This window comes from Sphingopyxis sp., from assembly GCF_016704835.1.
In the GTDB taxonomy this organism is placed as follows: domain Bacteria; phylum Pseudomonadota; class Alphaproteobacteria; order Sphingomonadales; family Sphingomonadaceae; genus Sphingopyxis.
On the sequence record NZ_JADIZJ010000021.1, the window covers coordinates 640,538 to 663,968 of the forward strand.

The 23,431-nt window shown below is 61.8% G+C and carries 23 protein-coding genes and 1 pseudogene; 19 read left to right on the plus strand and 5 right to left on the minus strand.

All coding sequences use genetic code 11. From position 1 onward, the window contains the following. Positions 1-135: 135 nt before the first annotated feature. Genes IPF76_RS18185 through IPF76_RS18200 form a run of 4 tightly spaced genes read right to left on the minus strand, consistent with a single transcriptional unit; the run spans position 136 to position 3,328 of the window. Positions 136-1,995, minus strand: coding sequence for a copper resistance system multicopper oxidase (locus tag IPF76_RS18185; protein ID WP_293846857.1), 1,860 nt, complete (start codon positions 1,993-1,995; stop codon positions 136-138). 60 nt (positions 1,996-2,055) lie between these two features. Continuing rightward, a complete protein-coding gene (locus tag IPF76_RS18190; RefSeq protein ID WP_293846859.1) occupies positions 2,056-2,625 on the minus strand; it encodes an RNA polymerase sigma factor in 570 nt (189 codons plus the stop codon). Further along, positions 2,622-3,062 carry a periplasmic heavy metal sensor gene (locus tag IPF76_RS18195; protein ID WP_293846861.1) on the minus strand — a complete coding sequence of 147 codons (441 nt, stop codon included), beginning with the start codon at positions 3,060-3,062 and terminating at the stop codon, positions 2,622-2,624. Before IPF76_RS18195 ends, IPF76_RS18190 begins: the two co-directional genes overlap by 4 nt. Next, positions 3,062-3,328: a hypothetical protein gene (locus IPF76_RS18200; protein WP_293846863.1), complete on the minus strand. Its 267-nt coding sequence runs from the start codon at positions 3,326-3,328 to the stop codon at positions 3,062-3,064. Before IPF76_RS18200 ends, IPF76_RS18195 begins: the two co-directional genes overlap by 1 nt. 127 nt (positions 3,329-3,455) lie before the next feature. On the opposite strand from IPF76_RS18200, the gene copC reads away from it, so the two are divergent. From copC to IPF76_RS18255, 11 genes are all read left to right on the plus strand, one after another. Then, entirely contained in the window at positions 3,456-3,833 is a 378-nt protein-coding gene (gene copC, locus IPF76_RS18205; RefSeq protein ID WP_293846865.1) for a copper homeostasis periplasmic binding protein CopC, read from the plus strand. Between the two features lie 5 nt (positions 3,834-3,838). Beyond that, positions 3,839-4,771 carry a copper homeostasis membrane protein CopD gene (gene copD / locus IPF76_RS18210; protein ID WP_293846867.1) on the plus strand — a complete coding sequence of 311 codons (933 nt, stop codon included), beginning with the start codon at positions 3,839-3,841 and terminating at the stop codon, positions 4,769-4,771. A gap of 51 nt (positions 4,772-4,822) precedes the next feature. Continuing rightward, positions 4,823-7,168 carry a heavy metal translocating P-type ATPase gene (locus IPF76_RS18215; protein WP_293846868.1) on the plus strand — a complete coding sequence of 782 codons (2,346 nt, stop codon included), beginning with the start codon at positions 4,823-4,825 and terminating at the stop codon, positions 7,166-7,168. Next, positions 7,165-7,368, plus strand: coding sequence for a DUF2933 domain-containing protein (locus tag IPF76_RS18220; protein ID WP_293846869.1), 204 nt, complete (start codon positions 7,165-7,167; stop codon positions 7,366-7,368). Before IPF76_RS18215 ends, IPF76_RS18220 begins: the two co-directional genes overlap by 4 nt. After that, positions 7,365-7,796: a Cu(I)-responsive transcriptional regulator gene (gene cueR / locus IPF76_RS18225; protein ID WP_293846871.1), complete on the plus strand. Its 432-nt coding sequence runs from the start codon at positions 7,365-7,367 to the stop codon at positions 7,794-7,796. Before IPF76_RS18220 ends, cueR begins: the two co-directional genes overlap by 4 nt. Before the next feature lie 31 nt (positions 7,797-7,827). After that, positions 7,828-8,199, plus strand: coding sequence for a hypothetical protein (locus IPF76_RS18230; RefSeq protein ID WP_293846873.1), 372 nt, complete (start codon positions 7,828-7,830; stop codon positions 8,197-8,199). Between the two features lie 69 nt (positions 8,200-8,268). After that, positions 8,269-8,538: a hypothetical protein gene (locus IPF76_RS18235; protein ID WP_293846875.1), complete on the plus strand. Its 270-nt coding sequence runs from the start codon at positions 8,269-8,271 to the stop codon at positions 8,536-8,538. Between the two features lie 164 nt (positions 8,539-8,702). Further along, positions 8,703-9,869: a TolC family protein gene (locus IPF76_RS18240; RefSeq protein WP_293846877.1), complete on the plus strand. Its 1,167-nt coding sequence runs from the start codon at positions 8,703-8,705 to the stop codon at positions 9,867-9,869. Beyond that, positions 9,866-11,104: an efflux RND transporter periplasmic adaptor subunit gene (locus tag IPF76_RS18245; RefSeq protein WP_293846879.1), complete on the plus strand. Its 1,239-nt coding sequence runs from the start codon at positions 9,866-9,868 to the stop codon at positions 11,102-11,104. The genes IPF76_RS18240 and IPF76_RS18245 overlap by 4 nt, the downstream gene beginning before the upstream one ends. Beyond that, positions 11,101-14,244: an efflux RND transporter permease subunit gene (locus IPF76_RS18250; RefSeq protein ID WP_293846881.1), complete on the plus strand. Its 3,144-nt coding sequence runs from the start codon at positions 11,101-11,103 to the stop codon at positions 14,242-14,244. The genes IPF76_RS18245 and IPF76_RS18250 overlap by 4 nt, the downstream gene beginning before the upstream one ends. Beyond that, the gene (locus IPF76_RS18255) at positions 14,241-14,600 is read left to right on the plus strand and encodes a copper-binding protein (protein WP_293846883.1); all 360 of its coding nucleotides are present in this window, start codon (positions 14,241-14,243) and stop codon (positions 14,598-14,600) included. Before IPF76_RS18250 ends, IPF76_RS18255 begins: the two co-directional genes overlap by 4 nt. 145 nt (positions 14,601-14,745) lie before the next feature. Here IPF76_RS18255 and IPF76_RS18260 read toward each other — a convergent pair whose 3' ends face one another. Then, positions 14,746-15,207, minus strand: coding sequence for an Lrp/AsnC family transcriptional regulator (locus IPF76_RS18260; protein ID WP_293846885.1), 462 nt, complete (start codon positions 15,205-15,207; stop codon positions 14,746-14,748). A 364-nt stretch (positions 15,208-15,571) separates the two neighbouring features. Between IPF76_RS18260 and IPF76_RS18265 the strand changes: the two genes are divergently transcribed. The 8 genes and pseudogenes from IPF76_RS18265 to IPF76_RS18300 all read left to right on the plus strand — a co-directional run bounded on the left by IPF76_RS18265 (position 15,572) and on the right by IPF76_RS18300 (position 23,248). Next, complete coding sequence (locus IPF76_RS18265) at positions 15,572-16,252, plus strand: lytic transglycosylase domain-containing protein (protein ID WP_293846886.1); 681 nt, start codon at positions 15,572-15,574, stop codon at positions 16,250-16,252. Then, on the plus strand, positions 16,249-16,614 hold the full coding sequence (locus IPF76_RS18270; protein ID WP_293846888.1) for a TrbC/VirB2 family protein: 366 nt from the start codon (positions 16,249-16,251) through the stop codon (positions 16,612-16,614). Before IPF76_RS18265 ends, IPF76_RS18270 begins: the two co-directional genes overlap by 4 nt. A 4-nt stretch (positions 16,615-16,618) precedes the next feature. Beyond that, positions 16,619-16,963 (plus strand): VirB3 family type IV secretion system protein, encoded by a 345-nt coding sequence (locus tag IPF76_RS18275; protein WP_293846890.1) that lies wholly within the window; start codon positions 16,619-16,621, stop codon positions 16,961-16,963. Then, a complete protein-coding gene (locus IPF76_RS18280) occupies positions 16,956-19,349 on the plus strand; it encodes a VirB4 family type IV secretion/conjugal transfer ATPase (RefSeq protein ID WP_293846892.1) in 2,394 nt (797 codons plus the stop codon). The genes IPF76_RS18275 and IPF76_RS18280 overlap by 8 nt, the downstream gene beginning before the upstream one ends. A gap of 20 nt (positions 19,350-19,369) precedes the next feature. Next, positions 19,370-20,074, plus strand: coding sequence for a type IV secretion system protein (locus tag IPF76_RS18285; RefSeq protein ID WP_293846893.1), 705 nt, complete (start codon positions 19,370-19,372; stop codon positions 20,072-20,074). Positions 20,075-20,336: 262 nt separating this feature from the next. Next, the gene (locus IPF76_RS18290) at positions 20,337-21,353 is read left to right on the plus strand and encodes a type IV secretion system protein (protein WP_293846895.1); all 1,017 of its coding nucleotides are present in this window, start codon (positions 20,337-20,339) and stop codon (positions 21,351-21,353) included. 285 nt (positions 21,354-21,638) lie between these two features. Then, positions 21,639-22,379 carry a VirB8/TrbF family protein gene (locus tag IPF76_RS18295; protein WP_293846897.1) on the plus strand — a complete coding sequence of 247 codons (741 nt, stop codon included), beginning with the start codon at positions 21,639-21,641 and terminating at the stop codon, positions 22,377-22,379. 16 nt (positions 22,380-22,395) lie between these two features. Further along, positions 22,396-23,248, plus strand: a pseudogene (locus IPF76_RS18300) (TrbG/VirB9 family P-type conjugative transfer protein). The last annotated feature ends 183 nt before the right edge of the window (positions 23,249-23,431 follow it).

Sequence of the window (23,431 nt, forward strand, 5' to 3'; positions counted from 1 at the left end):
GCGCAGGCTGCACAGGTATTTCGGGCTTAGGCATTCCTGGCATCGAGGAATGGTCCATCCCCTGCATCGGCTGGGCGAAGGCAGACGGCGCGAACGCCGATGCAGCGAGGCCGGCAAGAAGTAGGCGGGTGCGCTTCACGCCGCTTCTCCGCGCGGACGAACGCTGACGACACGCATCATCCCGGCGTGCATGTGATAGAGCATGTGGCAGTGAAAAGCCCAGTCGCCGAGCGCGTCGGCGGTAAAGTCGAATGAGGCTGAGCCGCCGGGCTGGACCAGCACGGTATGCTTGCGCGGTGAATGGTCGCCCTTGCCCGTGACCAGCTCGAAGAAATGACCGTGCAGGTGAATGGGATGGCTCATCATCGAATCGTTGATGAGGTTGATCCGCACCCGCTCGCCTTCGATGAAAGGGATGGGTTCGTGATGATCGGACATCTTCATGCCGTCGAACGACCACATGAAGCGCTCCATGTTCCCCGTCAGGTGAATGTCGAGCGAGCGGTCCGGCGCGCGAACGTCCGGGTTGCGGTCGAGCGCGACAAGATCGTAATAGGTCAGCACCTTGTGTTCGACGTCTTCCAATCCCTGGCCTGGTTCGCCCATGCGGTCGACCGGCATCGGCGAGATCGTCTGGACCCCTGGATTTTTGTCGACCTGCGGGGCAACCGAGAAGTCGCGCATACTGTGATCCATGCCGCCGCTGCCATGCCCCATCGCGCTGTGATCGACCGCAGCGGGCGCGGCGTCGGCGGGCGTGCAATGGCCCATCTTGGCGTGTTCGGGCGGGCAAGCGGCATCGGCAGGTGCGCTCGGTGCCGTTCCCATCGCCATGCCCGAATGATCCATGCCCGCAATCGCGCCGCCCGACATGTCCATGTCGCCCATGCCCATGTCCTTCATCGTGGTGAGCGGGCGTTCGCGCAAAGGCGGCACTTCCGCCACCATGCCTGCGCGCGGGGCCAATGTCGCTCGGCCCATGCCAGAACGGTCGTTGGCTTCGGCAACCAGCGTGTAGGCTTGGTCCCCAGTCGGGGTGACGATCACATCATAGGTTTCGGCGACGGCGATCTGGAATTCATCGACCTCGACCGGACGGACATTGAGTCCATCGGCCTGCACGATGGTCAGCCGCAGCCCCGGAATACGGACATTGAAGATCGACATGGCTGACGCATTGATGATGCGCAGCCGGACGCGCTCGCCAGGCGTGAACAGCGCCGTCCAATTGTCTTTCGGTCCGTGACCGTTGACGAGGAACTGATACGTCGAACCATTGACGTCGGCGATGTCGGTCGGGTCCATCCGCATCCGGCCCCATTCAAGCCGGTCCTTTAGCGGCTGGTCTTTGCCCGCAAGCAGTCCACTGAGGGTTTGCCGCTGCATGTTGAAGTGGCCGGGATTGACCTTCATCTTGCGGAAGATCGCTTCGGGCGAAAGCTGGCTGTGGTCGGACAGCACCACGACATGCTCGCGGTCGTAGGCAATCGGGTCCGCGCCCTCGGGGTCGATGACAATGGGACCGTAATGTCCGAGCTGCTCCTGCAATCCCGAGTGGCTGTGATACCAATATGTCCCCGATTGAATGACCGGGAATTCATACACGAAGGTCGAACGCGGCTTGATGCCCGGAAAGCTGACCCCCGGCACACCGTCCATCTGAAACGGCAACAGCAGGCCGTGCCAGTGGATCGAGCTATCGACATCGAGATCGTTGACGACGTTGATCCGCGCGGTCTGACCCTGCTTCAAGCGGATAAGCGGCCCCGGAACCGTGCCATTTATGCCGATGGCACGACTGACTTTGCCGTCGATCCGCATCGTCTGTCGCGCGATGCGCAAGGTTATGTCGTTGCCGGAAACGACCGGCAGGGGCGCGATGATCCCTGATGAAACCGGCTGCGCCCATGCAGGAAACAGCGACGCCAAGGCGACACTGCCGCCCCCGGCGGCAGCGGCGGCGACAAAATTGCGTCGATTAAGAACAAGGGACATAACCTGGAGGGTGCCGTTTCAGAGGGGTTTTAATCCATACGCAGCGCGATCGCGCGTCCCTCAAATTTTTTCGCCAAGCCCATGAGCGAGCTGCTGCCGCGCGCGATATAGCCGGGTTTCGACGGCCTTTTCGGTAACTCCGAGGGCACCGGCAGCTTCGGCTTGAGTCAGCCCTTCGACCGCGCACAGCACCAGAACCTGCCGCAATTTCTGCGGCAGGTTGGTCATGGCACCCGCCACCCGCGCCAACTCGGCCCGGTCGCCCGCTTCGGCTTCGGGTGATGGGGCGTCGCTGGAAAGATCGAAGGCTTCTTCGATTGGCCGCGCCTTCCGGAAAAATGAGCGCACAGCCTGGCGCCGCGACCAGTCACGGCATTTGTTGAGAGCGATACGCGCCACCCAATGCCGGAAAGGCCGCCCTGGCTCATAGCGTTTGAGCGCAGAAAAGGCGGCGACGAACGTCTCTTGTGTGAGATCCAAGGCTTCGTCGGCGTCTCCGATGCTTCCTCTGATCAGGCGATAAACTGGTTCCTTGTAGCGGCGCAGAAATTCGCGATATGCCAACTGCTGCCCGCCAAGCGCGAGCGCTGCGAGATCCCCGTCGCTACATTGGGAGAGATCGAGGCTCACCTTGCTTCGGCAGTCAGCGCCTTGACCACGGTCCTGTCGAAGATGCTCGCCTGTTCCGGGTTGAGCACGGCGCGCATGGCGAACAGGTGCTCAAGCACCTCCTTTTGCATCTCGCCCATGACATGGTGGACATGATCGACTGCTGCCGTGACTTGCGGTCCATAACCATGCTCAGCGTCAATCGCCTCGGCCAGTCGCGCATTGGCTGCACGCATCTCCAGTTCGAGCGCCTTCTTGCGCGTTGCATGTCGCGCTTCGAGCGCTTCGATCTTGGCTGTCTGGGTGGCATCAAGACTCAGCTGGTCGTGAAGCAGGGCATGAATCTCGCTTTCGCTCTTGCGCGGTGCATCGAAATAAGTCCGGGCTGCGAAGACACCCGCAGCGGCAGCTACGAAGGCGATAAACGCGATCAGCAACAGGCGCTTGGTTGATCCCATCAACGCGGGTCCAGCAGGTTGGATGGCGCGAGCGCAGTCGAGGCGAATGGCGATAGGGCAGGCGACGCCTGTGCAGGCGCGCTTGACAGGCTTCCGCCTGCAATGCCCAAGCCCAGCGCGACCAGCGCGGCGGCTGACAAAACGCGCGCTTGGGTCGCCCGGTCACGCTGTTCGGCAGACCATGCTGCCATGATCGCATCGTCGATCTGACCCAAAGCCGCCGGGGGCGGCGCTTGGCCCAGCCGTTTGAGCAAGTCGTCCATCATTACTCCCGATCCATTTAATGTCTGCTGCAAATCTATACGCAACGCGGGCCGATCCCCCTCACAAATTTTGAGGGATGCGCTGAAGGGGTGCGTATCACTATCGAACGCAACTGACCGGAGTTTCACAATGCGCCGCCAATTCATGCCCTTCGTCCTTGCCGCCCTGATCGCTTTGCCGGGGGTCGCTTTCGCGCACGCTTCGCTGACCGGCTCGACACCCGCTGCCAACGCGACTGTAGCCGCGCCGACCCGAATTGTGCTGCGTTTCAACGAGCGCGTGATCAGCGCCACGGTCCGCACCGAGGTCGCGATGACCGGGATGCCGGGCATGGCCGATCACGCTCCGATGAAGATTGCCCATACCTCGCAAATGGCACGCGACGGCAAGTCGATGACCCTGCTGCTCAAGCGCGCGCTGGTGCCCGGCACCTACCGCGTCACTTGGTCTGCCGCAGGAGCCGACACACATCGGATGGGCAGCAATTTCAGCTTCACCGTGAGATAGGCGACGTGGACAATCTGCCCGTCATCGTCATCAGGTTCGCATTGTATGCCGACCTGATGGTGCTGGCGGGCATGGTCGCATTCTCAGTTTACGCTTTGACAGCCAGAGAGCGTAATTCGGGCATCCTGCCGCTGGCGACGCCCAGCCTTATCCTCGCCTTGGCCGGGTTTGCGGTCTCCGGTTTGGGTATGCTTGCGCTCACCGCTTCGATGACCGGCTCGAGCATTTGGTCAGTTGATGGCGAAGTCCTGCGTGAGATCATCGGCGAGAGTGCAATCGGCACCGCGTGGATCGTCCGGATGGCAGCGCTGGCGGTTGCCACCATGTCTGCTTTCGCCATCAACCGAACCGACAAGGCGCGGTATGCACTCCTCGCATCGACCTCGCTTGCCATCGCCACGCTGGTCTGGACCGGTCACGCCGGTGCGACGGAAGGTTGGATCGGCACGGTCCATCGGTCGAGCGACATCGTTCACATGCTGGCGGCATCGGTCTGGCTCGGCGGCATTGCCGCTTTCGGGCGGATATTGCTTCGCCCCGTGACCGCCATTTCGGGCGCGCAGATTGCCGTGGCACACCGCGCGCTCAACCAGTTTTCGCGGATTGGCGCGCTCGCCGTTGGACTGGTCGTGGTCACTGGCATCATCAATTGCCTGGCTGTTGTGGGGTTTCCCCATTTTTCGCGGCTGCCGCTCTCGGCATACGGCAAGCTGCTCATCATCAAGCTACTGCTGGTTGGCGCGATGCTGGCGATCGCCGGGGTCAATCGCTGGCGGCTGACGCCTGCGCTGGAGGTCGCCATTGGCAACAATGATCCAGCCTCTGCGATTATCAGACTCCGGTGGAGCCTGTTGGCAGAAGGGAGTGCGGCGTTCGCGATCCTCGCCTTGGTGGCTTGGTTTGGCACGCTCGAACCGCTTGCAGACATTGGTGCTTGACCCTGACATGATGTCAAGGTTTATGAAGTGGCGACTGAAGGAACACATGGCATGACCGAGTCGCATCAACACCAAGCGCATTGCGCCCATTCCGGGCCGAAAGCTCCAGGAACGGCAATCGATCCTGTTTGCGGAATGAGCGTCGATCCCGCATCCACGCCGCACATCGCCACCCATGGGGGCGTCCATCACTATTTCTGTAGTGCTGGCTGCCGGGCCAAGTTTGAAGACGACCCGGCGCGCTATATGAGCGATGCGCCGCGCCGGACGGAAACAGCGCCCGAAGGAGCGATCTGGACCTGCCCGATGCATCCCGCGGTGCAGCAACCCGGGCCGGGGAGTTGCCCGATCTGCGGCATGGCTTTGGAGCCGATGACGCCAACGCTCAATGACGGACCGTCGAGCGAATATGCCGACATGAAACGGCGGTTCGTGATCGGCCTCATCCTCGCCCTGCCCGTGGTCGCACTTGAAATGGGTGGGCATCTGACCGGACTTCGCCACCTTCTCGACGGCAAAATCGCAAACCTGATCCAGATGGCTCTGGCGACGCCGGTCGTTCTCTGGGCTGGCTGGCCATTCTTCGAACGTGGCTGGGCTTCGGTCACAAGCCGCCACCTCAACATGTTCACGCTGATCGCGATGGGGACAGGAGTCGCCTGGCTCTACAGCGTTGCGGCAACGCTCGCGCCCGGCATTTTTCCAGCCGCGTTCCGGGCGGCGGACGGCGCGGTTGCGGTCTATTTCGAGGCAGCGGCAGTCATCACCGTGCTGGTCCTCCTGGGCCAGTTGCTCGAACTGCGCGCCCGCGAGACCACCAGCGGCGCAATTCGCGCCTTGCTCGACCTCTCACCCAAGCTCGCCCGCCGGGTCCGCGCTGACGGGAGCGACGAGGAGATCACCCTCGACCAAGTGCTGGTTGGCGACACGCTGCGTGTCCGCCCCGGCGAGAAGGTGCCGGTCGATGGCGTGGTGCTGGAAGGACGCGGCACGGTCGATGAATCGATGGTAACGGGCGAATCCATGCCCGTCACCAAGGAGGCAGCGTCGAATCTGATCGGCGGCACGATCAACCAGACCGGCGGCCTGGTGATGCGCGCCGAAAAGATCGGCCGCGACACGATGCTCGCGCGCATTGTCCAGATGGTGGCCGATGCCCAGCGCAGCCGTGCGCCGATCCAGCGACTTGCCGACACGGTTTCAGGCTGGTTCGTGCCTGCGGTAATCGCGGTCGCGGGAACCGCCTTCATTATCTGGTCACTGGTCGGCCCGCCTCCGGCGATGGGCTATGGTCTGATCGCAGCGGTTGCCGTGCTGATCATCGCCTGCCCCTGTGCGCTTGGCCTTGCCACCCCGATGTCGATCATGGTCGGCGTCGGACGCGGTGCGCAGGCCGGAATCCTGATCAAGAACGCCGAAGCACTTGAGCGCATGGAGAAGGTCGATACGCTTGTCGTCGACAAGACCGGCACGCTCACTGAGGGCAAGCCCGCGGTTGTCGCCATCGAAACGACCAACGGATTCGACCAGGACGAGGTACTACGCCTTGCCGCCAGTCTCGAACGCAGCAGCGAACATCCGCTTGCCCTCGCCATTGTCAAAGCCGCCACGGAGCGGAACGTCGCCATCAGCGAGCCTGGCGAGGTCGATCAGCCGGTTGGCAAGGGCATCACCGGCATAGTCGATGGACACCGGCTCGTCGCTGGCAACGCCCGCTTTCTCGAAGAACAAAGCATTTCGACAGCCGATCTGGCCGAGCCGGCCAATCGCCTGCGTGCGGAGGGTGCAACTGCGATCTACCTTGGCGTCGATGGAAAGATCGCCGGCGCCATTGGCATCGCCGATCCGGTCAAGGAATCGACACCAGCGGCGCTCAAGTCTCTGGGCGAAGCTGGTATTCACGTCATCATGCTTACGGGAGACAACCGCGTCACCGCAGAGGCCATCGCACGAAGGCTCGGCATCGACGATATCGAGGCCGATGTCCTTCCCGATCAGAAAAGCGCCATCGTCAAGCGCTTGCGGGACGAAGGGCGGATCGTGGCAATGGCAGGCGACGGCGTGAACGATGCACCAGCCCTCGCCGCCGCCGATGTCGGCATCGCGATGGGCACCGGCACAGACGTTGCAATTGAAAGCGCAGGCATCACACTGCTCAGGGGCGATTTGACGGGGATCGCCCGCGCCCGGCACCTTAGCCATGCAACGATGGCCAATATCCGGCAGAACCTGTTTTTCGCCTTTGCCTACAACGTGGCGGGCATCCCCGTGGCGGCAGGCGCGCTCTATCCGCTGTTTGGCCTCATGCTTTCGCCGATCATCGCAGCGGCGGCGATGGCGCTGTCCTCGGTCAGCGTCATCGGCAATTCCCTGCGCCTCAGAAGGATAGAGCTATGAGCTTCCCGACCAAGCGTGCCTGGCTGCTGGCCGCCCTGTCAGCGGGGCTCGTCACTGCCTATCTACTCTACCCGGAGCATCGCCCGCACTTCTTCGGCTTGCTTCCCTTTGCCTTCCTGTTCGTTTGTCCGCTATTGCACTTCTTCCACGGCGGCCATCATCATGGGCAGCATCGCCAAACGGAAGAGCACCGTCCATGAACATCGGGCAGGTCTCGAAGGCGACAGGCGTGTCGCTGCGGATGATCCGGCACTACGAGGGTATCGGACTTATGCCGCTGCCCGATCGCCGGGACAACGGCTATCGGGATTATCCGCCGCCTTCGGTCGAGCGCCTGCGGTTTATTGCCAATGCCCGCGACCTCGGATTCTCAGTCGAAGAGATATCAGCGCTTCTAAGCCTGTGGGACGACCGGACACGAGCGAGCAGCGAGGTTAAGGCCATCGCTCTCGTACATGCCGAAGAACTCGCCCGCAAGGCAGCGGCACTGGAGGCGATGCGGCACACCCTGCTCGAACTGGTCGAGGGATGCAGCGGCGATGCAAGACCCGATTGTCCGATACTTGCAGGTCTCGCTGCCGGAGTTGCACGCAAGTCTGTAACCAGCGGCAAGAGAGTATCGAATTGACTGTTAAGTTTGCTACTGCAATGGAGATACAATGAAGCGTTGGTTTTCCTTTTTGCTACTTATGGGAGCACTGCTGGGCCTCATGGGCCAGGAAGCCGCCTTTGCTCGCGCCATGCCCGTAGAAATGGCCGATCAGACTGCAACCGCCGCCGAAATGAGCGCGGACTGTGCCGAAATGATGCGTCTCGCAAAGCAGAATCCGCAGCCTGACAAGCCATGTGAGGGCATGACGCCAGACTGTATCGCCAAGATGGGTTGTGCAGTCCCCGTTGCGCTAATTCCCTCGGTGCTGAGCGCCGCCCCGACCGAATTTCTTCTATCGACGCCGCGACAGATGCCAGTCGCGCCACTTGTCGGGCGTGAAACCAGTCCGGAACCACATCCACCCGCCCGCCTTGGCTGAACCCCAGCGGCGCCCGGCGAATTCGCGTTCGCCGTCCGCCACCTCGTAGTTCAACCAAGGATATTCAACATGAAAACTCTGCTTTCTATCGCCGCCGCTCTTGCGGTTTTTACCTCCGTTTCCGCCGCCTCCGCGCATGATCGCGGGCCGGGCCATTGGGAATGGCAATCGCGCCCGACTCCGGGGCCGAACAAGTCCAACCTGCCTTCGCGTGTGCGGGTTTGGGTGAAGGACACGGTCGCTGTCGCTGATTGCGACTGCGCGATGATGAAGGACAAAGCGACCGCTGCGGCCTGCATGGACATGCCAAACCACGGCGAAAGCTCCTCTCACGGCTGATGCCCTGATCTGACCATGCCGGTCGGTGGGGCGCTATCGCACCTTGCCGACCGGCTGGCAGTCATCCGGCATCCCCGACGTTGAAACGGGGCGACACGATGCGATACCTGATTTCCACTGCTCTGTTGGCCTCTGCCATGCCTTCGCTGGCCTGGGCTGAGCCAATGACGTTCAACGCCGCGCTGGAGCGCGCGACCGGCAGTGCCCCTTCGGTGCAGGCAAACGCGGCAGGTGTCGAGGCATCGCGCTCATCCGCCATTGCTGCGGGACAGCTCCCCGATCCAACCTTGTCGGTTGGCATCGACAATTTCCCCATCTCGGGACCGCCCGCCTTCACCTTCAACCGCGACGACATGACGATGGCGCGCATCGGCATCGAACAGGCATTCCCCAATCCGGCCAAGCGCCGCGCGCAGCGCGGGCGGGCGCAGGCGGAAATCGGCGTGGCCGAAGCCAGTCTGGCGGTCGAGGCGCAGAATATCCGGCTCGAAACCGCGCTTGCCTGGATCGATCTCTATTACGCCAAGCGGCGGCTTGCTCAGCTGCAATTGCTCGATGAAAGCCTCGGCGATCTGCAAGCGACGGTTTCGGCGCGACTTGCCTCGGGTTCGGCGCGGCCCTCACAGGCGCTCGAACCTGAGCAACTGCGCGCGGCCGTAGGCGACCGCCGCAGCGAGCTGACCGCCGAAGTCGCCAGGGCGAAGGCGAGACTGGCGCGCCTGACTGGCGATCCTGACGCCGACGTTTCCGGCGATCCGCCCGTTATCGAAGTCGATGGCTCCGCCTTGCGGGCAGGATTGGCGGCGCTGCCTCGCCTGCAAGCCCTCGATGCCGAGGCGCGCGTTGCCGACGCCGACACCGAACTCGCGCGCGCGGAAAAGCGACCGGACTGGAGCGTTGGCACTTCATACGGCCGCCGCGACCCGGCCTTTGGTGACATGGTTTCGGTTACGGTCAGCATCGACCTGCCATTCTTTTCCAGAAAGCGGCAAGATCCGTTGATCGCAGCGCGCGAGAGCGAAGCCAGCCGCGCGCGGCTTTTGCGTGCAGCCGGGGAACGCGATGTCCTGGCCGCGCTCGACGGCGATCTCGCCGATCATGCCATGCACCACCAGCGGCTGATGAACGCGCGGCAAACACTCGTCCCGCTCGCCAAGCGCCGCGCCGAACTCGACATGGCGAGCTACGCCGCAGGCAGGCTCGATCTCGGCAGCGCGCTGCTTTCGAGCCTGACCTTGGCCGAGGCCGAGGTCGATGCCCTGGCGCGCGAGGCCGATGTCGCGCGCGACGCTATCCGGATCAATTTCACTTATGGGGAGGTGCGGCCATGAGCATGGACGCGACGACTGCGGCACGCTGGCGCGCGGGATTACTGGCTGCGGTTCTAATCGCAGGCGGCGGCGGATACTGGCTGGGGCAGCGGGGGGATGCTCCCAAAGCAACCGCAACAAGCGCCGATGGCCGCAAGGTGCTCTATTATTACGACCCGATGTTTCCGAACCAGAAGTTCGAAAAGCCCGGCAAGTCGCCTTTCATGGATATGCAGCTTGAACCCAAATATGCTGATGAAGGTGGCGCTGCTTCGGGTGCCGCGCAGGGGGTCAGCATTGACCCTTCGGCGATGCAGAATCTTGGCATCCGCGTGGTTGAAGCGAAATTAGGAAGCCTTGCCGCAACGGTCAATGTCGCGGGAACCGTCGATTTCAACCTGCGCGATGTGGCAATTGTGCAGGCGCGCTCGGGCGGCTTTGTTGCCCGAGTCTATGCCCGCGCTCCGGGTGATGTGATCCGCGCCGGTGCGCCGATTGCCGATGTGCTGCTTCCCGAATGGGGGGGCGCACAGACCGAGTTCCTTAGCGTCAAGCGGCTCGGCAGGCCCGAACTGACTTCCGCCGCCCGCCAGCGTTTGCGACTGATGGGCATGTCCGACGGGCTAATCTCCAGCGTCGAGCGCAGCGGGCGAACGAACGGCACGGTAACCATCACCTCGCCGATCTCGGGCGTCATCCAGACGCTCGATGCGCGACAAGGCGTCACCCTTGGCGCAGGCCAGACGCTCGCCCAGATTAGCGGCATCGGCACGGTCTGGCTAAATGCCGCCGTTCCCGAAGCCCAGTCAGGATCGGTGCGGATCGGACAAAATGCCACCGCGACACTCACTGCCTTTCCGGGCGAGACGTTTGGCGGACGGATCATCGCGATCCTCCCCACCGCGCAGGCCGACAGCCGCACGCTCACCGTCCGTATCGAGCTTGCCAATCGCAGCGGCCGACTGCGCCCCGGCATGTTTGCGCAGGTCGCGCTTGGCGACAGTGCAGCGCCCACGCTCCTTGTGCCGAGCGAAGCAGTCATCCGCACTGGCACGCGAACAATCGTCATGCTGGCAACGGGCGATGGCCGTTATCATCCCGCCGAAGTTCGCGCGGGCCGCGAGGCAGGCGGACAAACGGAGATAGTCCAAGGCCTAGCCGTCGGCGAGAAAGTAGTCGCTTCGGGGCAATTCCTGCTCGATTCGGAAGCCAGCCTGACGGGCATAGAAGTGCGCCCGCTCGGCGGTGCCAAATGATCGAAGCCATTATCCGCTGGTCGGTCAAGGCACGCGGCCTGATCGTCGTCGCGGCGCTCGTGCTGTCCGTCATCGGCATCGGCGCAATCCGCACGACTCCGGTCGATGCGCTGCCCGACCTGTCCGATGTGCAGGTCATCATCCGCACGACCTATCCGGGGCAAGCGCCACAGATTGTCGAGAACCAGGTCACCTACCCGCTCACCACGACGATGCTGTCGGTCCCCGGCGCGCGGGTGGTGCGCGGCTATTCGTTCGTGGGCGACAGCTTCGTCTATGTGTTGTTTGAGGATGGCACCGACCTCTATTGGGCACGCAGCCGGGTGCTGGAATATCTCAGCCAGGTGCAAGGCCGCCTGCCAGCGGGCGCAACCGCATCGCTTGGCCCAGACGCAACCGGCGTGGGCTGGATTTACGAATATGCGCTGGTCGACAAGACCGGGCAGCACGATCTGGCGCAGCTCCGCAGCATCCAGGACTGGTTCCTGCGTTACGAACTCAAATCCGTCCCCGGCGTGGCCGAAGTCGCCAGCATCGGCGGCATGGTCAAACAATATCAGGTCGTGGTCGATCCGCAGAGGCTTGCCTCTTATGGCGTGACCGCAACCGATGTCAGCGACGCGCTCAAGCGCGCCAATCAGGAAACCGGCGGTGCGGTCGTCGAGATGGCCGAAGCCGAATATGTCGTGCGCGCCACCGGCTATCTGAAAACACTCGATGACTTCCGTGCCGTTCCGGTGCGTAGCGCGGCAGGTGGCATCCCCGTCACCATCGGCGATGTTGCGACCGTCCAGATTGGCCCCGACATGCGGCGCGGGATTGCCGAACTCAACGGCGAAGGCGAAGTCGCGGGCGGCGTCATCGTCATGCGCCAAGGCAAGAATGCCCGCGAAGTGATCGAAGGCGTCCGCACCAAGCTAGCCGAACTGAAAGCGGGTCTGCCCAAAGGCGTCGAGATTGTGACGACCTACGACCGCTCCGGCCTGATCGACCGCGCAGTCGAGAACCTCACCTCCAAGCTGCTCGAAGAATTTGCGATTGTTGCCCTCGTTTGCGGGCTGTTCCTATGGCACGCGCGGTCGGCCCTGGTCGCAATTCTGACGCTGCCGCTCGGTATCCTGATCGCGTTCATCGTCATGCGGGTGCAAGGGCTCAACGCCAATATTCTCTCGCTCGGCGGCATCGCCATCGCCATCGGTGCGATGGTCGATGCGGCTGTCGTTATGATCGAGAATGCCCATAAGCATCTCGAACGCTGGACGCATGATAACCCCGACAAGGAGCTGCAAGGTGCCGAACGCTGGCGCGTCATCACCGATGCCGCCGCCGAGGTCGGCCCGGCGTTGTTCCTCAGCCTGCTCATCATCACCTTCTCGTTCATCCCGATCTTCTCGCTGCAAGGACAGGAAGGGCGTCTGTTCGCGCCGCTCGCCTTCACCAAGACCTACGCAATGGCAGCAGCAGCCCTGCTCTCGATCACCTTGGTGCCAGTGCTGATGGGGTGGCTGATCCGCGGGAGGATTCCCGCCGAAGACAGCAACCCGATCAATCGCTTCCTCACGCGCATCTACCGTCCCGCACTCGATTGGGTGCTGGCCAAGCCCAAGCAAGCGTTGGTCATCGCCGGCCTTGTTTTCGCATCGAGCCTCTGGCCGATCAGCCAGACGGGCGGAGAGTTCATGCCTCAGATGAATGAAGGCGACTTGCTCTATATGCCTTCAGCGCTGCCGGGGATTTCGACGGCGAAGGCGTCGATGCTGCTCCAGCAAACCGACCGGCTCATCAAGACAGTGCCGGAAGTGGACAGCGTATTCGGCAAGGCGGGCCGCGCCGATACCGCGACCGACCCGGCACCGCTCGAAATGTTCGAGACCACCATCCGCTTCAAGCCAAAGAGCGAGTGGCGCGCGGGCATGACGCAAGAAAAGCTCGTCGATGAACTCGACCGCACCGTCAAAGTCCCCGGCCTCGCCAATTTCTGGATTCCACCGATCCGCAACCGGATCGACATGCTCGCCACGGGGATCAAGAGCCCGATCGGGGTGAAGGTTTCAGGCGCAAACCTCGATGAAATCGACCGCGTTGCGCGTGAAATCGAAAGTGTGGCCAAAGAGGTGCCAGGCATCAGCTCCGCCCTGGCCGAGCGGCTGACCGGCGGACGCTACATCGACGTCGAGATCAACCGTGCTGCTGCCGCGCGCTACGGCATGAACGTCGCCGATGTGCAGGCCGTGGTGTCGGGCGCGATTGGCGGTGAGGTCGTCGGCCAGACCGTCGAAGGACTGGCCCGCTATCCGATCAATGTGCGCTATCCCCGTGAAGTGCGCGACAGCCTCGACGAACTGATCAACCTGCCTGTGTTGACGCCCTCCCGCGCGCAAATCACGCTGGGAACAGTCGCAGATGTCCGCATCACAAATGGTCCGCCGATGCTGCGCAGCGAGAATGGCCGCCCGGCCACCTGGGTCTATGTTGACGGGCGAGGCCGTGCGCTCACTGAAATCGTCGGCGATCTGCAACGCGCCATCGCTGAAAAGGTCAAGCTGCCGCCCGGAATTAGCGTGGCCTATACCGGCCAGTTCGAGTTTCTCGAACGCGCGACGCAGCGCCTGAAAATCGTGGTTCCGGCAACGCTGCTGATCATTTTCGCGCTGCTCTATGCGACCTTCCGCCGCTGGGACGAAGCCGCGCTGATCATGGCGACGCTGCCGTTCGCGCTGATCGGCGGTATCTGGCTGCTTTATCTGCTGAGCTACAATCAGTCGGTGGCAACCGGCGTCGGATTCATTGCGCTGGCCGGGGTTGCCGCTGAGTTCGGCGTTGTGATGCTGATCTACCTCAAATCGGCGCTGGCCGAACACAGCCCGGATGACGTCGAAGCAGCCGTCCGCGAAGGCGCGCTGCTGCGCGTGCGGCCCAAGGCAATGACCGTGGCGGTAATCCTCGCCGGTCTGTTCCCGATCCTGATCGGCAGCGGCACCGGTTCCGAAGTGATGAGCCGGATCGCCGCGCCCATGATCGGCGGGATGCTGACCGCGCCCCTGCTCTCGATGCTTATCATCCCCGCCGCCTATCTGCTGATGCGGCGGCGCACCCAGGTTCAACACCCCCAAGCTCAACACCAAGGAGACGTGAAATGAAGAAGATGGTTCTGATGGTTGCGGCGGTTGCTTTGCCGATGGTTCTGGCAGGCTGCGACAAGCAGGCTGAAACCCCCAAAGCGGAAGCATCTGCCAATACAATGGAAGGCATGGTGATGCCCGCCGAGGTCAAACATGGCAAAGGCACCGGAACGGTGACGGCCATCGATTCGGCCAAGGGCACGGTCACGCTCGATCACGGCGAAATCCCGGAGCTGCAATGGCCTGCCATGAAGATGGGATTTGCGGCCAAGCCGGACGTGCTGAAGGACGTGAAGGTCGGCGACAGGGTGACGTTCGAGATCGACTGGGACGGCAAGGCGGGCACAGTGACTGCCATTGGGTTGGAACCATAAGCGCCCAACAGCTTTGCGAAGGCCCGCAATTTCCACCAAATCCGCGCCGTGCATTTTTCCGCCTCTGCGGAACGACCGCGCAATCTGGCTTCGCGCTATCGGCGCGGCGCGGATGGTTTCAACGCGACATTTCAAGGCGAGGCACCTACAATTTCGGCAGGCGTCGGGCGACTGGTGAGGATTGGATGATGGCAGTGTCGGTCGATGCGAATGGGACGAAGCGATCAACCACACTTTGTAATTCGTGCTCATCATTGACCACGACTTTTGCAATGAAGCAATCTTGACCTGTGACTCGATCTGCCTCGACGACTTCGGGTGAATCGGCGAGTAGCGTCTCCAGTTTCTTCACTTGGCCGGGCATCGCGTTCAATCGCACATAAGCCGAAGTGCCGAGTCCGAAAACCTTGGGATCGATCAATACCGCATAGCCCAGGATCGCGCCCGCATCTTTCAACTTGAGAATGCGCTCGCTTACACTGGGACTGGACATGTCAATCAGGATGGCAAGTTCGCGGATGGTCATGCGGCCATCTTCGGTCAACGCCACGATTATCGCTCGATCAGTCTTGTCGAGTTGCCGGATGACATAACGGCTTCGGTTCATATTTTGCCCCTAGCTGGATGACGCCAGCGGGGCCTTGTGATTGCGAAGGCAAATGTCCGATTCTGCCTTATTTTTGTGAACTTGGTGCAAGAATCTGTTGATCGCGAACCCACCTAGCAATGCGACGAACACAGTCCGCAGGATCAAGATTGAAGGTCAAAGGCCGTTAGCGGTTTCGATTGGCAGGTCGAAACGCCCCTAACGCCTTTCTGAATCCATAGCTGAAGCATTTGTCCATTAGCTATCAATAGCTTGATAGTCGAACGGGGTATTCGCTCCTGAAAACGACAATTCAGGAGAGATGAACGATGAAGGGCAAGGCCGGGCCAAGAACAGATGCCAGACTGGTCAGGAATAGCCTCTGATGGCCTATTCTGCGGCTGCCCTACTTGCCTTGGCTTCGCAGTGCGCACCCGGCGTAGCACCCCAAACGGTGCTGGCCATCATCCAAACCGAGAGCAGCGGCGAGCAATTCGCTCTCAACGTCAACGGCGGGCGGCAACCTGCCCGCCAAACCAGTGCCGCCGATGCCGTCGCCACAGCGCGGCGTTATGTAGCAGCGGGATACTCCGTCGATCTGGGGCTTGGTCAAATCAACTCGCGTAACATGCACTGGCTTGGTCTGACATGGGACACCGTATTCGACCCCTGCACCAATGTTGCCGCCTTGGCCCGCGTCCTCACTACGAATTATAACTCTGTAAAAGTCGGACGCGATCCGCAAACCGCGCTTCGGGTCGCACTCTCGATGTATAATACGGGAAGCCAGACGCGCGGCTTTCGGAATGGCTATGTTGCCAAGGTCATTGGCAACGCAGGCGTCGCTGACACGGGCGTCTCATACCCTGAAACCCCGCCGCCTGTTGCCGTCGCTCCACCAGCGACCAGTGAGCTGCGCGAGCTTCTAACCTCCGAAAACACAGCAATCCAAACACCGGCGGTACAGCCCCGCCCGGCACCGCCGCCCAAGTGGAACGTCTTTGAACGGGCCGCTTACGACCGCGAGACCCAAATGCTCGCCGAAATCGAGAGGAGCAGCATATGAATGTCATCGTGCGTATCGGACGCGGTATCGGAAACTGGCGGGCAAAGCTGACCGCCAGTTTCAATACCATGCCGAAATCGCGGCAGAGCGCGATGTTGTGGGGCGCGGCATTGGCTGCGGCGACGATCATTTCGGTCGCGAACCCCGATCCTGCCTACGCGCAGAATCTGGAGAGTTTCGCCAGCAAAGTGCGCGGTCTTCTCTCTTCGACGCTCCTGCGTACACTCGCCGTAATCGCGGTCATCGTGACAGGCCTGCTCTGGTTTACCGGCCGCGCTTCGACTGCGGTGCTGGTCACGGTCATCATCGGGATCGCCATCGTCTTTTCGGCTGACGCGATTGTCGGCGCGATCGCCGGATAGCGCCATGATCGACGACACCGAAATCCCGACCAAGAACACCTTGTTCCTCGCGGTGACACGCCCGGCGCTATGGGCGGGGATTCCGATTGAGGCTGCGGTGTTGCTGCTGATCTCCAGCGCGTCGGTGCTGATATGGAGCAACAGCCCGGTTTATGCCGCGCTCGTCGTCGCCTTCGGCTACTCGATCTCGCGGCTGATCGTCCGCCACGATGTCAACGCCTTCCGTTTGCTGTTTCTGTGGGGCCGGACGAAGCTCGGCAACCGCAACCGGGCGTTCTGGGGTGGCAGCAGCTATTCGCCGCTCCCGCTGTCGGGGCTACGCCGCAAAGGCTTTGGCCGTCATGGCTAGGCTTCTCTCCCCGGCAAATGCGGTTCCGCTCAAGGTCGCGCAGCGCGAGGCCGACCCGGCCAAATTCCTGCCTTACGCACGGCATTTGAATGAGGATATGGTTGCGCTCGATTCCGGCGACATCATGCTGACTTTCGAGTTGCAGGGCCGTGCATTCGAGACCGCCGATGTCCGCGACCTCAACGACTGGCACACCAAGCTCAACGGCCTGCTGCGCAACCTGCACGATGAACGGCTGTCGATCTGGACGCATCTGATCAGAATGCGGGTCGGTCAATATCCCGGAGGCACCTTCAAATCGGGGTTCGCGGCCAATCTCGACCGCGCCTATTTCGGGCGGATCAACCGGGAGCGGATGTTCATCAACCGCTTCTTCGTGACATTGGTCATCCGCCCTAGCGCCACCGGTAGCGACAAGATCATCCAGTTGTTCAAACGCCGCGTTTCCAAAGAGGTGCGGCAAGGACCGATGATCGACGAGGCACTCGTCGAACTGCTCGACGACAAGGCCCGCGATTTCGAGAAATTGATGGCGCGTTGCGAACCGCGCCGCTGCACGATCTACGAGCATCGCGGCTTGATGTTTTCGGAAACGATGGAAGTGGCGGACATGGTGATGACCGGTCGCCACCGCCGCGTCCCCGTTGTGCGCGGGCATCTCGGCGGTGCGCTCTACCGCTCGCGCACCATCTTTGGCGCAGAAACCATCGAAGTACGCGATGCCGATGCATCGGCGTTCGGCGGGATCTTCGGCATCCGCGAATATCCCGCCCAAACCACGCCGCGCCAGTTCGAGGCGTTGCTGTCGGTCGATTTCGGGTTCGTGCTGACGCAGAGTTTCACCTTCCTCGGGCGGGCGGCGGCGACCGAGAAATTCCGGCTGCGGATGACGCAGATGGAAAATGCGGGCGACAGGGCCGTGAGCCAGGCCGATGCGCTGATCGACGCGGGCGACGATCTGATGTCGAATCGCTTCGTGCTGGGCGATCACCACTTCACGCTGGCGGTCTATGCGAATTCTATGAAATCCCTGCGCGACTATATGTCGGTCGCAAGGGCCGCGCTTGCCGATACCGGCATGGTGGCGGCGCGCGAAGGGGCCGCGCTTGAAGCGGCTTACTGGTCGCAGCTCGTCGGCAATTTCGCATGGCGCGCCCGGCCCGCACCGATAACCTCGCTCAACTTCGCGGCCTTCTCGCCGTTCCATACTTTTCCGGCAGGAAGTGCCGGTGGCAATCATTGGGGCGATGCGATTGCCTTGCTGAAAACCAATGCCCGCAGCCCCTATTTCTTCAACTTCCACAAGGGCGACCTCGGCCATACCCTCATCATCGGACCATCGGGCGGCGGCAAGACAGTGCTGCTCAACTTCCTGATGGCGCAGACCGAGAAGACCGGCGCACGGCAGATATTCATCGACAAGGATCGCGGCGCGCAAATCTTTGTGCAGGCCAGCGGCGGCACCTATCTCGCGCTCCATAACGGCGTCCCGACCGGCTTCTCCCCGCTCAAGGCGCTCGCCAACAAGGCCGAAGACAAGACCTTTCTGTCGCTGTTCATCCGCCAGCTCGTCCGCGCCGATGGCAAACCGATTTCGGTTCAGGAAGAACGGCTGATCGAAGACGGCATCAACGCCGTGATGAAGCTCGACGTTGCCGATCGCTCGCTGAGCGCGCTCCGCTCGATGCTCGGCATGAAGGATTCAAGCGGTGTGGGCGCACGGCTTGAGAAATGGACGTCTGAAGGATCGCTTGGCTGGGTATTCGACAATCCGGCAGATTCGATGACGCTCGATGCCCGGTTCATCGGCTTCGACATGACCGACTTTCTCGACAACGCCGACATTCGCACGCCGGTCATGCTGTATCTGTTCCACCGGATCGACCAGCTTTTGACCGGCGAGCGGATGGTGATCTGCATCGACGAATTCTGGAAGGCGCTCGGCGACGAGGCATTCCGCCGCTTCGCCCAGGACGGCCTCAAAACCTACCGCAAGCGCAACGCCGTGCTGGTGTTCGCCACGCAGTCACCTGCCGACGCGCTCAAGAGCGACATCAGCCATTCGATCCTTGAACAGGTCGCCACCAAGATCATGCTGCCCAACCCGTTCGGGGCGCGGCGCGATTATGTTGAAGGGTTCGCGCTGTCCGAAGCCGAATTCAAACTGGTGCGCGAAGAGCTTGCGCCCGAAAGCCACAAGTTTCTGGTCAAGCAAGGCCATGACAGCGTGGTGGTCGAACTCGATCTGGCCGGGCTCGATGACGAACTGGCGGTCCTTTCGGGCCGGGCGGAAACCACTGCCGTTGCCGACGAAATAATTGCCGAGGTGGGAAGCGATCCCGCCATCTGGCTCCCCCTCTTCCACCGTCGGAGGCGTCCTAGCTGAACTGAGAGAAAGGAAAGTCGATGAAGAATTTTGCCAAAGCACTCTGTGCAACATTGCTGTTCGCTGCCCCGGTGCCTGCATTCGCGCAGGGGATCGCAGTTCACGACAGCGCCAATCTGATCCAGCAGATAAATGCGGTCAGGCAGGCGATCCAGGTTGTGGCGCAGGGCAAACAGCAAATCGCCGAAGCGCAGAAACTCTATCAGGATCTCAACAAGCTCACCGACATTCCGGCGCTGGCGCAGCAGCTCAAATCCGATGCCTTGCGCGATCTCGATATTTCGGGCGGCTCGCTCGACGGCTTCGGCAACGGCAATCTCGATGTTGTCGGCGCAGGCCGCGCCAAGGCCGATGCGGTCTATCGCGATCTGCTGGGGCGATTGGGCCTTTCAGGTTCGGAACAATCCCGCGCAGCCTATGACCTCAACGCTCGCAATATCGGCATCAACGCAGGTCTCGCCGAGAATATGGGTGCCGCTGCCACTTCGCGGGCGGAAGGTCTCGACCAGCTGCGCAGCCGCTTGGCGAGCGCAGGCACTGCGAAGGAAGTCGCCGATCTGACTGCGCGACTGCAACTTGAATCCGCCGCAATGCAGAACGACCAACTGCGCCTGGCCGCGATCGCCTTGCAGCAGCAGGCGCAGGAACGGCAGCGCGCCGCCGCCGGACAGGCCGCCCTCGCCCAAAAGCTCGACGAAGCGAGCCGATACTACCGGGGGCAATGAGTTGCGGTCGGCGATCTTCTGCACGGCATTGCTGCTGGCGGGGTGCGGCAAGCCCGCACCCCAGGCCGACATGCCGGCCCGGACTTGGCGATATTATGTCGCCAATCCGGGCGAAATCGAGCCGATGCAGAAGATTTGCCGCGAATGGGCGGGTTCAAACGCCTCTTCGGACACGCAACCTGCCGTGGTCACGACCAACTGCCGCGCAGCGGCTTTCGCCAAATCGCAAATTGCCATCACGTCCAGGGATTGAAGAAAGCGCATGGATTTCAGCGATCATGTTTTTACCACGATGTTTGAGGCGCTCAACAATGCGCTGGCGGCGATCGTCGGGAAATATGCGGCAGTAATCGGCATCGTCTCGCCGGCGCTGCGCATCGGGATCGTGATCTATATTTCGCTGCTCGGCTACGCGATCATGCGCGGCGCGGTGCAATATCCATTCCGCGAATATGCCTATCGCGGCTGTCAGCTCGCCTTTCTCTATTTTGCCGTCACCTCGCTCTATGGAACCCAGATCGGCATGTTTGCGCTGGGCGGCCTCCCCGGCCAGTTCGCCAGCGCGCTTGGCGGCTCGGACGTCGGCGGCCTCGGCGGACACTATGACAAGCTCGCCGGAACGGGCTTCGAGACCGCCAACACGATGCGGAAGATCGCCGCCGACTATCAGGAAACACAAGGCACGCTGCCCGACATTGGCTATGCGGTCTTCGCAGGCTTCCTCGTGGTGATGGTGATCGTTGCCACGCTGCTTTGTGCTGCTATCGGCTTTGTGATCAGCGCGTTCGGACTGTTTGCGCTTGCCCTGTTATCGGTGGTCGGGCCTCTGTTCGTGGCGGCTCTGCTATTCGAATCCACACGTGGCTATTTCTTCGCCTGGTTGGGGGCCTGCATCAACTACCTGATGCTGATCGTCTTTGCGCTCGTGCTGACGTTGTTCCTCACGCAGACCGGCGATGCGATCATCGCCACCATCTCCGAAAATGACGAGATTGGCATGGCGGCGATCAAGGCGCTGGCCTTTTACGCGCTCGGCTTCTTCTTTTTCCTGCAAATTCCGATGCTGGCCGCCTCGCTGGGCGGGGGCGGGCCTGCACTCGCCAATCAATTTGCATCGGCCATCGCAGCGGCAGGCGGCTTTGTCGCCGGACGCGGCGCGACCGGCTACGCAGGCAACCAGCCGCGCCATCGAACGCGGCTTTGCGCGCGGCATCGCGCGAATGCGGACGTCTGGCTCAGTCAGCCGCGGGACACAATAAAGGGAGTAAGTCATGGGTAAGCGTCTTCTGAGTTTCGCGGTGACACTGGCACTGATTGTGCCGGTCAATGCTGCCACCGCAGCGCCAAAATCGCCAAAGCTGGCCAAATGCGACGGCAAGCAGCGTCGTCCGGCCAATCCTTATGGTTCGATCCTGCCAAGCGTCGATCCGCTCAGCGGGACAGCAACGCCAGCAGCCCCGCCGCAAAGTCAGGAACGGGAACGCAGAGGCGTCGAGGTCTTCCCCGAGAAAAACCCGGCTGCACCAAGTCCCGGGAAGGACCAAATGGCAAGCCTGAACGCCAAGTGCCGCAGATCAGCAGCCTGTCACCCAACCTCCAACCAGAGCTGCTGAACGTCATGGCCAGCGGCGTCACCGACAGAGACGATCTCAAAGCCTATTTTGCGGAAGCCGCAAGCTGGGATCACGACCGCCTGATTGCGGCCAATCGCTCAAAGCGGCTGGCTTGGATGGTCACGAGTGTCGCGAGCTGCCTTGCGATTACAGGGGTTGCAGCGGTGGCGATGCTGACCCCGCTCAAGACCGTCGCGCCCTATGTCATCACGGTCGATAAGGCGACCGGCGCGAGTGAGATAACCTCACCGATGTCGGGCGATAAGCAAATCACCTATAACGAGGCCGTCGCCAAATATTTCCTCGCCGATTACGTCCGCAACCGCGAGGGCTGGATACCGCAGGCGCGCCAGGAATTTTTCGAGGGCGTTCTGGCGATGTCATCGCGCGACGAACAGGCACGTTGGACGGCGTTCTACAGCAAGGACAATCCTAAATCGCCGCAATCGGTATTCACCGATCTCGACACGGTGTTCGTTGCGATCAAGTCGGTGACTTTCGTTTCAAAGAACGTCGCGCAGGTGCGCTTCACCAAGACGCTCCAGCGGGGCACGTCTGCGACGGACACACCGGCCATTGCCACCATAACCTATGACACCACCGACACCCCGACGACCGAACAGCAGCGGTTCAAAAACCCGCTTGGGCTGGAAGTGCAAAGCTACCGCGCCGATCTGGAGGTGACGCAATGAAACGCAAGAGCGCCTTATTGCGGCAATCGGTGTTCCTCATGACCAGCGCCCGGCACTCGCCAGCGAAACACCGCGCCCGACTGCACAGGACAATCGCATCCGCGAAGTCATTTACAGCGATACCCAGGTCTTCCGCATTGTCGGCGTTTTCCGCTCCGCCACCCAGATCGTGTTTTCGCCCGGCGAAGCGCGTTGAGCATGTCGCGCTTGGCGACACCGTATCGTGGGAAGTCGCACCGGCTGAAAATTCGCTGTTCATCAAACCGCGTGAACTGGCAGGTGCAACCAATCTGATTGTCATCACCCGCTCGAACACGGGCAATCGCACCTATACATTCGAGCTATCGGCGAGGCGGGGTGCGATCGGCGCGCGCGCGGTCGATACCTTCTTCAAAGTCGTGTTCCGCTATCCGCTCGAAGAAGCTGCCGCTGCACAGGCGGCTGCAACGCAGGCGGCTTATACTCAGGCCATCGCGCTGCAATCGGGGGCGATCCGCTCCGCGCTCGATCTGGCCGTTCTCGAAGGCAAGCGGAACCTCCAATATACCGTGCAGGGATCATCGGCGATCCAACCTTCCGAAATCACTGACAACGGCCAGTTTACCGCGCTGCGCTTTCCGAACCAGCGCGAACTTCCGGCATTCTTTGCGGTCAACCCGGACGGAAGCGAAAGCATCGTACCCTTCGATGTCCGCGACGAATTTGTCGTGATTCACGGCGTGTTCGCCCAGCTCCGCTTGCGGCGCGGCAAGGAAGTGTTGTGCGTTTTCAACGAAGCGAAGGATTTCTATGGACGCGATCCCAAGACCGGCACGGCGTCCAGCATCGTGGAACGCACGTCAAGCCAAGATAATGGGGAGACAAAGTAATGGCGGACCAATCCCAAGGGCGAACGCGCGACCGTCGATCAAACGCCTGATCCCGAGGACATCGACCGCGCCCCGGCCACCGAACGCGCCAGCAAGATGCCGTCGATACCGGGAACGGCAATGGACCCGAAAAAGATGATCGGCTTTGCCGCTGCCGCAGGGGCCATCATGTTCACGGTGCTG

Bases quoted from the DNA above. Each gene is read 5' to 3' on its own strand.
- IPF76_RS18235 (WP_293846875.1), top strand. From the start codon at position 8,269: ATGAAAACTCTGCTTTCTATCGCCGCCGCTCTTGCGGTTTTTACCTCC.
- IPF76_RS18255 (WP_293846883.1), top strand. From the start codon at position 14,241: ATGAAGAAGATGGTTCTGATGGTTGCGGCGGTTGCTTTGCCGATGGTT.
- IPF76_RS18200 (WP_293846863.1), bottom strand. From the start codon at position 3,328: ATGATGGACGACTTGCTCAAACGGCTGGGCCAAGCGCCGCCCCCGGCG.
- IPF76_RS18185 (WP_293846857.1), bottom strand. From the start codon at position 1,995: ATGTCCCTTGTTCTTAATCGACGCAATTTTGTCGCCGCCGCTGCCGCC.
- IPF76_RS18240 (WP_293846877.1), top strand. From the start codon at position 8,703: ATGACGTTCAACGCCGCGCTGGAGCGCGCGACCGGCAGTGCCCCTTCG.
- cueR (WP_293846871.1), top strand. From the start codon at position 7,365: ATGAACATCGGGCAGGTCTCGAAGGCGACAGGCGTGTCGCTGCGGATG.
- IPF76_RS18260 (WP_293846885.1), bottom strand. From the start codon at position 15,207: ATGAACCGAAGCCGTTATGTCATCCGGCAACTCGACAAGACTGATCGA.
- IPF76_RS18280 (WP_293846892.1), top strand. From the start codon at position 16,956: ATGGCTAGGCTTCTCTCCCCGGCAAATGCGGTTCCGCTCAAGGTCGCG.
- IPF76_RS18270 (WP_293846888.1), top strand. From the start codon at position 16,249: ATGAATGTCATCGTGCGTATCGGACGCGGTATCGGAAACTGGCGGGCA.
- IPF76_RS18250 (WP_293846881.1), top strand. From the start codon at position 11,101: ATGATCGAAGCCATTATCCGCTGGTCGGTCAAGGCACGCGGCCTGATC.
- copC (WP_293846865.1), top strand. From the start codon at position 3,456: ATGCGCCGCCAATTCATGCCCTTCGTCCTTGCCGCCCTGATCGCTTTG.
- IPF76_RS18265 (WP_293846886.1), top strand. From the start codon at position 15,572: ATGGCCTATTCTGCGGCTGCCCTACTTGCCTTGGCTTCGCAGTGCGCA.
- IPF76_RS18195 (WP_293846861.1), bottom strand. From the start codon at position 3,062: ATGGGATCAACCAAGCGCCTGTTGCTGATCGCGTTTATCGCCTTCGTA.
- IPF76_RS18290 (WP_293846895.1), top strand. From the start codon at position 20,337: ATGGATTTCAGCGATCATGTTTTTACCACGATGTTTGAGGCGCTCAAC.
- IPF76_RS18285 (WP_293846893.1), top strand. From the start codon at position 19,370: ATGAAGAATTTTGCCAAAGCACTCTGTGCAACATTGCTGTTCGCTGCC.
- IPF76_RS18220 (WP_293846869.1), top strand. From the start codon at position 7,165: ATGAGCTTCCCGACCAAGCGTGCCTGGCTGCTGGCCGCCCTGTCAGCG.
- IPF76_RS18215 (WP_293846868.1), top strand. From the start codon at position 4,823: ATGACCGAGTCGCATCAACACCAAGCGCATTGCGCCCATTCCGGGCCG.
- IPF76_RS18275 (WP_293846890.1), top strand. From the start codon at position 16,619: ATGATCGACGACACCGAAATCCCGACCAAGAACACCTTGTTCCTCGCG.
- IPF76_RS18230 (WP_293846873.1), top strand. From the start codon at position 7,828: ATGAAGCGTTGGTTTTCCTTTTTGCTACTTATGGGAGCACTGCTGGGC.
- IPF76_RS18245 (WP_293846879.1), top strand. From the start codon at position 9,866: ATGAGCATGGACGCGACGACTGCGGCACGCTGGCGCGCGGGATTACTG.